Origin of the sequence: Anaerophaga thermohalophila str. Valhall (assembly GCF_000250735.1) — a bacterium.
In the GTDB taxonomy this organism is placed as follows: Bacteria; Bacteroidota; Bacteroidia; order Bacteroidales; family Marinilabiliaceae; genus Anaerophaga; species Anaerophaga thermohalophila_A.
This window is the reverse complement of the sequence record NZ_AHZV01000074.1, coordinates 1-11,430: the sequence shown is the minus strand read 5'-3', so window position 1 is coordinate 11,430 and position 11,430 is coordinate 1. Positions and strand designations below refer to the sequence as shown.

Sequence of the window (11,430 nt, the reverse complement as noted above, 5' to 3'; positions counted from 1 at the left end):
AAAAAATATTTTGCCAAAAAATACAACAAAATCAGAGATAAGGTACTATGTTTTTTCAGGACAAGCCTGAAAAAAAGCCCCTGCGGAGGATTTAGTCAACTTAAACAACATGTTGGTTAGTTTTATGCGCTAAGCGCCTAAAGTTGTGTTTATCAACCTGGTTGAACAGGGCAATTAGATATTTGTAAAAGTTTAACGGAGTATTAATTAAAAATTTGTAAACAATTTTCCTTTTCAGGATATTTACGGGGTTGTATGTAGACATAGAAATGCGATATTATCTTTTATTAATAGTAAGTATACTTCTTTTTGCTGATGTTACTGTTTCGGGTGTATCCCCTGCTCCTAAGCCGTTAACGGTGAGTGGCTATGTGAAGGATGCTCGAACCGGCGAAATGCTTGTTGGTGCGACTGTCGTTATTAAAGGCACTGGTAAAGGGACGGTTACAAATGTCTATGGTTATTTCTCTCTGGATATTCCGGCCGGGGAAAATATTCTACAATTTGGGTTTTTAGGCTACAACGATTATGAAATGAAGGTGAGTAGTAGTAAAATGGTAACTGTTGAGTTAGAACCCGAAACACAAACCCTTGGAGAAGTTGTAATTTCAGGTGAAGGAGACATTAATTCCTCAAAGTTTCCTTTGATTGGACTCGAAAAAATGGAGTCATCCTCGATTCGAAATATTCCCGTTTTGATGGGAGAAACCGATCCGATGAAAGCTGTTCAGATGTTACCCGGTGTTTCGGCAACAAGTGAAGGTTCGAGTAATTTTACCGTCAGGGGAGGAAACCCCGATCAGAACTTGTTGCTTATGGATGAGGCCATTGTTTACAATGCCGGGCACCTGTTAGGCTTCTTTTCTGTTTTTAACAACGATGCGGTTAAAAGTATCGAGCTTTACAAGGGTGACTTTCCTGCCTCGGAAGGCGGCAGGCTGTCCTCTGTACTCGATGTGCGTACACGAGAAGGCAACATGAAGGAGTTTGAAGGTTCGGCCGGTATCGGGCTTATTTCAAGCCGTCTGAACCTGGAGGGGCCGGTTGTCAAAGACGAAGCGTCTTTTCTTATCAGCGGACGCCGCACTTATATTGATCTGTTCCTGCCATTGGCTCCCGATGAAGAAATTCATGACAACAATCTTTACTTTTATGATACAAATATAAAGTTCAACTGGATTGCCAACAGTAAAAACCGTTTTTTTCTTAGTGGATATATTGGGCGTGATGTATTTGCTGATGACATGGCTCGTCTCGATTTCGGAAATACAACCTTTACTTTTCGCTGGAACCACGTTTTTTCGCCTTCGCTTTTTGCCAATTTTACATTGGTGAGGAGCCGGTATGATTATTTTCTGGGTACTTCGGAAAACGATATTGAGGACATGGAATGGTTGTCAGAATTTAACGATTACATGTTCGGCAGTGATTTTTCCTGGTTCATAAACTCGTCAAGCACTTTGAGGTTTGGAAACAGGACTACATATCACCGCATCGACCCAGGCGTTGTTTCAGGCCCCGATGAGAATTCTCTTTTCAAAAGAATTAAGCTGCCACAGAACAATTCGCTGGAACATGGAATATATATCAGCCATACCGGCGAATTAGCCCCGTGGCTTCTGTTAAGGCTGGGATTGCGTTACTCGTTGTTCCAGAATATCGGTCCGGGAAAGGTGTTTGAATTTGACAATAATTATGATGTTACGGATACTTTACACTATCGTTCGGGTGAAATATTTAATTATTTTCACGGGTTGGAGCCGAGGGCAGGTGTTTCTGTTCTTTTGAGTTCCAGGCTGTCCGCAAAATTGAGTTACAGCCGGACTCGCCAGTATATTCAGTTGGCCAGCAATTCTACTTCATCGACACCGCTGGATGTCTGGTTTCCTGCTTCCCCAAATATAGCGCCGCAGGTTGCCGACCAGGTTTCTCTTGGTGTTTTTCAAACTTCCAGAAATGGGGTTTTTGAAAACAGCATCGAAGTTTTTAATAAATGGATGGAAAATACCATAGATTTTAAAGATCATCCCGATCTGATATTGAATGAGACCATCGAACGTGAAGTCAGACAGGGGAAAGCCTGGGCAAGAGGGTTTGAACTCCTTTCGAGATGGAACACAAGGCGAATCAGTGGATGGATTGGATATACATTCCTGAAATCGGAACGGGTAGCTCCTGATATCAACGAAGGTAAACCTTATCTTTCACCTTATGATCATACGCACGATTTTTCTGTATTTATGAATTACCGGCTTTCATCGCGTGTTTCTTTATCAGGAAACTGGGTTTATTATACAGGATCGCCGGTAACAATGCCGGTGGGACGCTACGAGATAAGCGGAGAAATGGTTCCTCTCTACTCGGAACGAAATGCTGAACGAATGCCCGATTATCATCGACTGGATTTATCGTTGACGTTGCATAGTAAAAAAGGCAATTCGAAAGGAGGAGAGTGGATTTTTTCCCTGTATAATGTTTATGGAAGGAAGAATGCCTGGGCGATTAATTTCTTAAACGATCAATCAGACCCGTATAAGATAAGAGCCGAGAAGACGTATTTGTTCTCTATCGTGCCTTCTGTGTCGTATAAATTTGAGTTTTAATGTTATATGCTTTTGAGATGTCGGAGAAAAAATATAGTTATATTCCTGGAGTAATCTGTCATGCTTTACCGGAGATTTCTTCTGAACAGTGGAGATGGCATTTCAGGAAGCTCTTCATGATTTTGGCATCAGCGATAATACTATACGCGGGCAGTGGTTGCACCGAAACCATTGAACTGGAACTCGAATCGGTGTCCAGGCGGCTGGTCGTCGATGGAATGGTAATGAGCGACCAGAAAATGCATTATGTGAGACTGACTGAGTCGGTTTCTTTCTTTAATGATTCAGCTTCGCCGCCTGTATCAGGGGCTGATGTCTTTCTTTCTGATGGAGAGCAGATTGAAAGACTTGTCGAATCCGGAGAATTACCCGGATTTTATATCAGTTCCGGAGAAATTGAGGGTGAGCCCGGGAAAACCTATTCTCTTTCTATCTCGGGTGTTGATATAGATGACGACGGTGTTGAAGAGAGCTATTCTGCAAGAAGCTATCTGCCGCCGGTTACGGCCCCCGACTCGATAGAAATGGTTTACGATGAAGGATGGGAGATATGGAAGGTTTTTGCTTTATGCAAGCGACAATCCTGAAACAGAGGATTATTATTTGTTTCGTGTCTATAAAAACGGGAGCTTAATGTCCGACAACTTATCGGAGTTCAGCATTGTCAGCGATAAATTTTTTGACGGTGGAACCGCCGACGGAGTCTGGATACAATCAATCGATGCAGGAAGTAATAACGACCTGTTTGAACCAGATGATGTTATTACTCTTCAAATGTGCGGGATAACGGAGGAATATTATCGTTTTGTTGAATCTGTCCAGCGTGAAAACAGGCGCAGATATCCCTTGTTCAGCGGGCCTCCGGCAAATGCTAAAGGGAACGTAACGAACGGAGCCCTTGGGTTTTTTACCGCATTTTCCGCCAAATATGCATCTTATCGGTTCACTGAAGATGATTTAATGCAATGACGATCCTATGATATTGAAAAACTCTTCGCGTGTGGCCATGTTTTTAAGAAAAGCACCTGTAAAATCAGATGTGGTGGTAACCGAATGCTGCTTCTGCACACCCCGCATTTGCATGCACATGTGCTGAGCTTCAATAACAACCGCCACACCGAGGGGATTCAGGGTTTTATGAATGCATTCTTTTATCTGGGTGGTCAGGCGTTCCTGCACTTGTAACCGGCGGGCATAGGCCTCCACCACACGGGCAATTTTACTTAACCCTGTAATGTGATGCCGGGGAATATAAGCCACGTGGGCTTTACCGAAGAACGGCAGCATGTGATGTTCGCACATACTGTAGAGTTCTATATCTTTCACCACCACCATTTGCTGATAATCTTCCTGAAACATGGCCGATTTAATGATTTCTTCCGGGTCCATGTTGTATCCCTGTGTCAGAAATTGCATCGCTTTGGCTACGCGAAGCGGTGTCTTTTCAAGTCCTTCGCGCGTTTCGTCTTCACCCAGTAGCTTTAGTATTTCCTGGTAATGTGAACTTAGTTCGTTGGTGATTTTATCGTCAAAAGATTCAATTTTGGCGTATCCGTTTTCACCGTTTAATGTATGTTCCATGACAGATATTTAGTACGTCTCTGTATTTAGTTTCCGTCTATAAATTACGCAAAAGTTGTTTCTGATCATGTGTCTGTTCAGAAAGTGTCATTTACAAGGCTTGCGAAGTCCGAAAATACGGAGTTTACTCATCGTAAATGAGTAATTTTCGGACGAGCGTAACGCAGTAAATGGCACTTTATGGACAGACACTATTTAGTGCTCGTCTATAAACTCGCAAAAGATTTTTACAATCTGTGTGTCTGTTCAGAAAGTACCAGTTGCAAGGCTTGCGAAGCCGCCAAAACCGGAGTTTACTTTTCGTAAATGAGGATTTTGGCGGCGAGCGTAACACAGCAAATGGTACTTTATGGACAGACACTATTTAGTTTTGAAAAGACAAAAATACAAAAGCCGCTCGAGAAAAGCTTCGTTATACCATGCAAAATTTACAGCTTCTACTTAGTGCGTGTCTATGAACTCGCATAAATTTTTACAATATGTGCGTCTGTTCAGAAAGTGTCAGTTGCAAGGCTTGCAAAGCCGCCAAAAACGGAGTTTACTTTTCGCAAATGAGTATTTGGGCGGCAAGCGTAACACAGCAAATGGTACTTTATGACAATAGTCCGTTAAGCTTTTGTAAACACTTTATATTTAATTGGTTATATATATAAGCTTGTTTTGGTAAAATACAGATTTTCAATGGGATACGAATCGTCTTATATCTTAAATCTAATAATCTAACGGTCTATTATTACAATACTCCGTTAAACTTTTACAATGCACTGCAAACCAATTGTTTATACCCATCAATACTTGTTTGCTAATATGCAGTTTATCAATATCTCACGAGTTATCTTACATCTTGCATCTAAAAATCTAATGATCTGTTGTTATTATGGACAGACACTACTTATGATAGTTCAACTTGTAAGAACCACGCGGTAAATACCTCCGGGCTTGCTTTTTACCAGGCCCTTAAATTCAAGATCGAGAAGGGTAGCAGACAATTTACTGATCGGAATGCTGCATTTCAGACTCAGGAGATTCAGATTTAATTCTTTTTCTTCAATCAGGGTCTCCATTATTTTTTGCTGGTCTTCGGTTTCGATGGTTGCAAAAAGGTTTCCCTGAACAGCGTTTGGTTGTTGCTTACCTGTTTCCCATCCAAGAGCATATTCAAGGTCCTCAACAGATTCTATTAGGGCAGCAATGTTTGATTTAATAAGATAATTACAACCACTTGAAAAGGTATCTCCCGGTCTTCCCGGAAAGGCCAGTACATCGCGGTTATAGTCGCGTGCCAGTTCTGCGGTAATAAGCGCCCCGCCTTTTCGGGCAGATTGAACCACCACAACGGCATCGGACAATCCGGCAATAATGCGGTTACGCTGTACGAAATTGTGCTTGTCGGGAACAGTTTTGCTCTTGAATTCTGTCAAAAGTGCTCCTGTTTTTATCATTTCTTTGGCGATATTCCTGTGAATGGAAGGGTAGATCCGGTCAAGACCATGCGCCAGCACCCCTATTGTGGGGAGGTTATTTTTAAGGGCAGCCTTATGTGCGCAAATATCAACACCATAAGCCAATCCGCTCACGATAACCGTACCCGGATGGCGACGAGCCAGTTCATCGACCAGTTTTTCGCACAATTCCGTTCCTTCATCCGTAGGGGTGCGTGTTCCGACAATGCCTAGTGTTCGCGGCGCGTCGTAGCATGGATTGCCATGGTAATAGATCATCAGGGGGGCGTCTTCGCAATATGAAAGTCTGCCCGGATATGCCGGGTCAGAAAAGAAAACAGGGGTGATGTTGTGCTTTTGAATAAATGTGCATTCTTCTTCAGCCTGTTTTAGAAGTGTTTTCCGGTCAATGTTTCGAAGAAGCTGTTCAAGTGCAGGGCCTATCCCGGGAACTTTCGCCAAAACAGGAAGTTTTTCTTCAAACAGAGCCGACTCGGAGTTCAGGTATGCAATAAGATTCCGGGCCAGTTTGGGACCTATCCCTTTGATCAGGCTCAGGGCTATGCGGTGTTGCAGTTTATCTTCAGTCACTGTTATTCAGGGTTTCGAGTTTATGAGGTAAAAATAGTATTTTTTTATGTTTGAGGCTTTCTGCACATAACACTGATTGACTCAGTTGCCTAAAAACCAGGATACCCCCGTAGTTATCATTCCCGGATTTCCTTTTCCGGCTTCAAGAAGCATACAAAACCGATCGGTAAGAAAATATCGTATGCCAAGAATCGGGCGTATTCTGAAGTTTACTTCATTGCTTTCATGATTTGAAAAATCTTCGGTTTCACTGTTCCAAAAATTTTGCTCATTGGTTTTGCTGAAAGCCAGCTGAAAGGAAGCTGAGGCATAAAAATCGAAATCGCCCAGAAAAATACTGTATCCGCTAAGGCTTTCAATCCAGTGTGCATAATGTATTGTAGCTACTGCCCCGGCCATAAAGGTACTATAACGCATCACATTTTGAGGAATGGTATCGTTGGTATATTTGTCCCTGTTGTAACCAAGAAAACCTCCCGCACTAAAAAAAGAATTGACCCCTTTTTCGGCAAAAAAAGAAACCGGCGGTATTTTACTGATGGAGTAGCCTTCCCAGTTATTTTTATCTGAGTAGTCGGCAAACGAAATCTTCGGGCTGATGATCCAGTTTTCCTTTGTGTACTGGGCATGAGATGTAATAACAAAAGCTGCCAGAAAGATGAATGCAATAAAGCTGCGTTTTATCATTTTTCAAGTTTTGACAGATATTCATCAATCTCTGTTCTTTCTTTCGAGCCTGCTGCAGTCAGACCTACTGCCGGATATTTGGCAATACCTCCCTGCATTGTCTGATAAATGATCAACCAAAGCGTGAGACCGGCCAGACGAGACTTTATTTCGTGATGATGGATTTGTCCTAATGGTATTTTAAATGCTTTGAATTTTCTTCCTATCGGGAACAGGTTGTAGTGCTTTACCATCAGATATTTATTACCTTCAACCTCAACCTGAATATAATAAAAGCCACCGAGATAAAAGAAAAGACCTGCAAGGGCGATCAATCCGGCAAGAACAGCCTGTATCCAGACCGGAACTTTAATGAAATCCATAAAAGAAATGCCAAAAGCAATGAGCAGTCCGGCCCATATTCCGGTAAATATGAGCAGCGCCCGCGACGATTGTTTTTTGTTTGAGATCATAACCTCTATATTTTTGGGACCCGCTATTACGATGACCCGGTTTGTTGATTCTTTTTAAAGCATGTATAATTCACAAGACCCTGACTGATTGTTTACACAATTAGTGACACAAACCACAATTCTCTCTTATAATAAAAACTTTGCGTCATTGCGTCTCCGCGTTTAGGCTTTTTTTACTGATTATGGTTACGCTGAACAAAGATAAAAATTCGGGCTCAATAAAAAATCTTATTTTTGCATCAATGAGTCCGGCAACAAAGATGCCTTTTAGACCGGGCTTAATAACAATAGATCGTTAGATTTTAAGATATAAGATGTAAGATGATTATTACGACCTTGATCTACTGCATTTTAACAGTCAAACCCATTTAGATGCAAACAATTGGTTTACAGTATATTGAAAAAGTTTAACGGATAATAATAGAAGTCTTATAATATACCTGAGCATGCAACCATTACCTGCAAAATCTGCCTCTGTATCGCTTTGCGATAATCCTGTAACGGATTTGGAATTACTGATAAAAAAAATATCACCCGACAAGGTGTTTGTGTTGACAGATGACCAGACCTACCGCCATTGTCTCCCTCTAATTAAGGATGCGTCCGGCATTACCGGGGAGCGTACAATGACCATCCGGTCGGGCGATGATTTTAAAAATATAGAAGCATTGTCGTCTGTCTGGCGCTTTTTGTCCGATAAAGGAGCTTCGCGTCATTCTCTGTTGATCAATCTCGGCGGGGGAATGCCTTGCGATTTGGGAGGATTCGCTGCCGCTACCTATAAAAGAGGTATCCCGTTTGTTAACCTGCCTACCACTTTACTTGCAATGGTGGATGCTTCGGTGGGAGGCAAAACCGGAATTAACTTTAACGGGTTTAAAAATGAAATCGGGGCTTTTCGTTTGGCTGAAATGGTTCTGATCCATATTCAGTTTCTTGAGACACTCGACCGGGAAAATCTTTTGTCGGGATATGCAGAGATGCTGAAACATGCCCTTATCGATAAATCCGAAACACTTGAAAAACTGATGGTCATGGGTCCATCGGATATTACTGCAAAGGGGCTTTCAGGGCTGGTGGCGGAATCGGTACTGGTGAAAGACCGATACGTTGAGAGCGATCCCCGTGAAAGTGGCATAAGGAAAGCCCTGAACCTGGGACATACCATTGGCCATGCATTCGAGAGTCTGTCTATGAAAAAGGGGGAACCTGTACTCCATGGTTATGCCGTAGCCTGGGGGATTGTTGCTGAGTTGCGCCTGGCCGAAAAAAAGCTGAAGTTCCCTGCTGCAGTTCGTGAAAAAGCAGAAAGATATATTACAGAGATGTATGGGCATCATAATTTTAATGAATCCGATTTTGGTGATTTGTATGCTCTGATGAAACACGATAAAAAGAACAAAGGAGAGAGAATAAACTTTACTTTGCTCGCCGGTGTCGGAAAACCGGTGATTGATGTTGATTGCAGCAGAGATGAAATTTTCAGGGCAATGGGGGAGTAGTCAATTATTAATTGAGGCTGAGGTTGAGGTTGAGGTTGAGGTTGAGGCTGAGACTAAGGTTGAGGTTGAGAGTGCACCACAGATTCTTGCAAGCAAGCGGCATAGCCGCGCGACACAGATTTTTCAATTATCAATTACCAATTACCAATTATCAATTAACCAATTAACCAGCAACCAGCAAATTGATGTTGGGACTAAGGTTGAGGTTGAGAGTGCACCACAGATATCACAGATTTTTCAATGATCAATGATCAATGATCAATGTGCAATTGACCAATTGAAGGAACACGAAACCCCGAACTAGAACTCAAAACTCGAAACCCAAAACTCAAAACTCAAAACCCAAAACTCAAAACTCAAAACCCAAAACTCGTAACTCGAAAACTATGCAAACACTAACAATACATCCTCCCGATCAATTGAAACCGGCAATTATTGATTTGCCATCCTCGAAAAGTATCAGTAACCGGTTATTGATACTCAACGCGTTGTCTTATAGCCCCTGGCCGGTAAAAAATCTGTCGGATAGTGACGATACGCGCGCTCTCTATACGGCATTGCATTCCAATGCCACTATTTTTAACGTAGGAGCAGCCGGTACTACCATGCGTTTTCTTACCGCATTCCTGTCACGGATAGTAGGGGAGTGGACCATTACCGGGAGCGAACGTATGAAAGAACGTCCTATTGGTGTTCTTGTGGATGCCTTGCGCGAAATAGGTGCAAAAATCGATTACCTTGAAAAAGAAGGATACCCGCCGCTGAAAATATTCGGTAGTTCTCTGCAGGGGAAAACACTCGAATTACCCGGAAATATCAGCAGTCAGTACATTTCATCCTTGCTGATGATAGCTCCTCGTATTTCCAATGGTCTTACGCTGAAGCTTATCGGTGATATTACCTCCAGACCTTACATCCATCTTACACTCAAACTGATGGAGCAATATGGTGTAAAGTCGGTGTGGAAAGACGATACGATTACCGTACCCGAACAGCCAATGACGCCTGTTAAAGTGAAAGTCGAGGCCGATTGGAGCGCTGCCTCTTACTGGTTTCAGATTACAGCTTTGGGCGGGAGCGGCATCTCCGTTGTTCTAAAAGGACTAGACCGTTACAGTTTGCAGGGCGATTCAAAGGTTGCTGAACTTTTTGAATCGCTGGGTGTGAAGCATAAATTTTCGCAAAAAGGACTGGTGCTCACCTGTACAGGCGAAACTACCAACCGGTTTGTATACAATTTTACGGATCAGCCCGATCTGGCACAAACATTTGCCGTAACCTGTGCCTGCCTGGGTATTCCGTTTCATCTTACCGGACTACATACGCTTAAAATTAAAGAGACTGATCGCATTACCGCACTTATAAATGAAGCCCGAAAACTTGGCTTTGTTTTCACCACCAACAATGTTGATGATCTTTGTTGGGATGGTACAAAGGAAGAAGAAGAGGATCGGCCACTTTTAAATACTTATCACGATCACCGTATGGCCATGGCTTTTGCACCCGCGTGCCTCACCCAGGGAGCTTTGCAAATCGAAAATCCTTCAGTGGTCAGGAAATCGTACCCTGGCTTTTGGGACGATATGGGAAAAGCCGGTTTTGTTATTGAGAACCAGGATTGAAGTGTCCGCAGATGCACGCAGATAAGCGCAGATGGAACATGATTGGATCGTTAAATCAAATTTCATGAAGAACCAAAATAAAGATTTCCATTTTTTGTATATTTGTAATATGGCAACAATAGTAATAGATATAGACTCCGGTACTGATAAAAAACGCCTTCTTGAGGCATTGCAGCTTTTCAAGGGGGTGAAAGATGTTCATCTGCTTAATGATGACGATTTGGAAAATATTTCCCTGCTAAAAGCTTGTAAAGATGCCCGGAAATCGAAAAAAGTCTCTAAAGAGGATATCTTAAAAGAATTGTAATGCATGTTGAGTTCAGAAATTCTTTTTTGAAGGACATAAAGCGGCTAAAAGATAGAAAAGAAAAAGAGCTGGTAAAAAAGGTTATTGAAGAATGTGAAGCGGCTGAAAGTTCCAGGCAAATTTTACATTGTGAGCCATTGACCAGTAAAGGAAAGTTTTTTAAGATTAAATATGGCCAATACAGATTTGGGGTTTACATTAATAAAGGGACAATCGAGTTTCTCAAATTTGGTACGCGTCAAAGTTTTTACAAAGATTTTCCTCCTTATTGAAAAGTGATTTAACCTGGCTAATTCATAAATTTTCGTCATGAGATGCTCAAATATCAAGAAATAAAAGCATCCCCGCTCGGCGAAGTCTCTGACTTCGTCGTTTTACAACTGTAGTCCCCAGACTACCATTTTAAACAATTTCTCAGCCTAATGTACCACCTGAAAGATTAGGATGTACAATCCATTTTGATCCTTAATCTAATAATCTGTAGTCATTGTGATTTTCACCTTTAAAGATAGCAGATTTCCTGCTTTCATTTGCACCTTTATTAAGCCCTTATGCTGAAAAACAAACATTAGGCGTATTTTGAGAATGTTATAACTTTGTCTTATTTGTGGATGTGCAAGGTTTTTTATAAAAAATCACTGCT

At 41.9% G+C, this 11,430-nt stretch carries 11 protein-coding genes; 7 read left to right on the top strand and 4 right to left on the bottom strand.

What is annotated here, in order from left to right:
- Positions 1 to 269 precede the first annotated feature (269 nt).
- Genes OQ5_RS0103215 through OQ5_RS24155 form a run of 3 tightly spaced genes read left to right on the top strand, consistent with a single transcriptional unit; the run spans position 270 to position 3,572 of the window.
- The gene (locus tag OQ5_RS0103215) at positions 270 to 2,603 is read left to right on the top strand and encodes a TonB-dependent receptor (protein WP_016776120.1); all 2,334 of its coding nucleotides are present in this window, start codon (positions 270 to 272) and stop codon (positions 2,601 to 2,603) included.
- Complete coding sequence (locus OQ5_RS24160) at positions 2,603 to 3,190, top strand: DUF4249 family protein (RefSeq protein WP_016776119.1); 588 nt, start codon at positions 2,603 to 2,605, stop codon at positions 3,188 to 3,190. The genes OQ5_RS0103215 and OQ5_RS24160 overlap by 1 nt, the downstream gene beginning before the upstream one ends.
- Positions 3,138 to 3,572: a DUF4249 family protein gene (locus OQ5_RS24155; RefSeq protein ID WP_255297358.1), complete on the top strand. Its 435-nt coding sequence runs from the start codon at positions 3,138 to 3,140 to the stop codon at positions 3,570 to 3,572. Before OQ5_RS24160 ends, OQ5_RS24155 begins: the two co-directional genes overlap by 53 nt.
- On the opposite strand, the gene folE is transcribed toward OQ5_RS24155, so the two are convergent.
- The 4 genes from folE to OQ5_RS0103185 form a co-directional block, all read right to left on the bottom strand.
- A complete protein-coding gene (gene folE, locus OQ5_RS0103205) occupies positions 3,561 to 4,184 on the bottom strand; it encodes a GTP cyclohydrolase I FolE (protein ID WP_016776117.1) in 624 nt (207 codons plus the stop codon). The two genes, OQ5_RS24155 and folE, sit on opposite strands and share 12 nt — an antisense overlap.
- 902 nt (positions 4,185 to 5,086) lie before the next feature.
- Positions 5,087 to 6,217, bottom strand: a complete 1,131-nt coding sequence (dprA, locus tag OQ5_RS0103195) for a DNA-processing protein DprA (protein WP_016776115.1) — start codon at positions 6,215 to 6,217, stop codon at positions 5,087 to 5,089.
- Positions 6,218 to 6,298: 81 nt separating this feature from the next.
- Positions 6,299 to 6,904, bottom strand: coding sequence for an outer membrane beta-barrel protein (locus OQ5_RS0103190; protein WP_016776114.1), 606 nt, complete (start codon positions 6,902 to 6,904; stop codon positions 6,299 to 6,301).
- Positions 6,901 to 7,356 carry a hypothetical protein gene (locus OQ5_RS0103185; protein ID WP_016776113.1) on the bottom strand — a complete coding sequence of 152 codons (456 nt, stop codon included), beginning with the start codon at positions 7,354 to 7,356 and terminating at the stop codon, positions 6,901 to 6,903. Before OQ5_RS0103185 ends, OQ5_RS0103190 begins: the two co-directional genes overlap by 4 nt.
- A 446-nt stretch (positions 7,357 to 7,802) precedes the next feature.
- Between OQ5_RS0103185 and aroB the strand changes: the two genes are divergently transcribed.
- From aroB to OQ5_RS0103165, 4 genes are all read left to right on the top strand, one after another.
- Complete coding sequence (aroB, locus tag OQ5_RS0103180) at positions 7,803 to 8,858, top strand: 3-dehydroquinate synthase (protein ID WP_016776112.1); 1,056 nt, start codon at positions 7,803 to 7,805, stop codon at positions 8,856 to 8,858.
- Positions 8,812 to 9,102 carry a hypothetical protein gene (locus OQ5_RS23365; RefSeq protein ID WP_176694050.1) on the top strand — a complete coding sequence of 97 codons (291 nt, stop codon included), beginning with the start codon at positions 8,812 to 8,814 and terminating at the stop codon, positions 9,100 to 9,102. The genes aroB and OQ5_RS23365 overlap by 47 nt, the downstream gene beginning before the upstream one ends.
- Before the next feature lie 142 nt (positions 9,103 to 9,244).
- Positions 9,245 to 10,480, top strand: coding sequence for a 3-phosphoshikimate 1-carboxyvinyltransferase (locus tag OQ5_RS0103170; RefSeq protein ID WP_016776110.1), 1,236 nt, complete (start codon positions 9,245 to 9,247; stop codon positions 10,478 to 10,480).
- A 64-nt stretch (positions 10,481 to 10,544) separates the two neighbouring features.
- The gene (locus OQ5_RS0103165; RefSeq protein WP_141638848.1) at positions 10,545 to 10,787 is read left to right on the top strand and encodes a hypothetical protein; all 243 of its coding nucleotides are present in this window, start codon (positions 10,545 to 10,547) and stop codon (positions 10,785 to 10,787) included.
- The last annotated feature ends 643 nt before the right edge of the window (positions 10,788 to 11,430 follow it).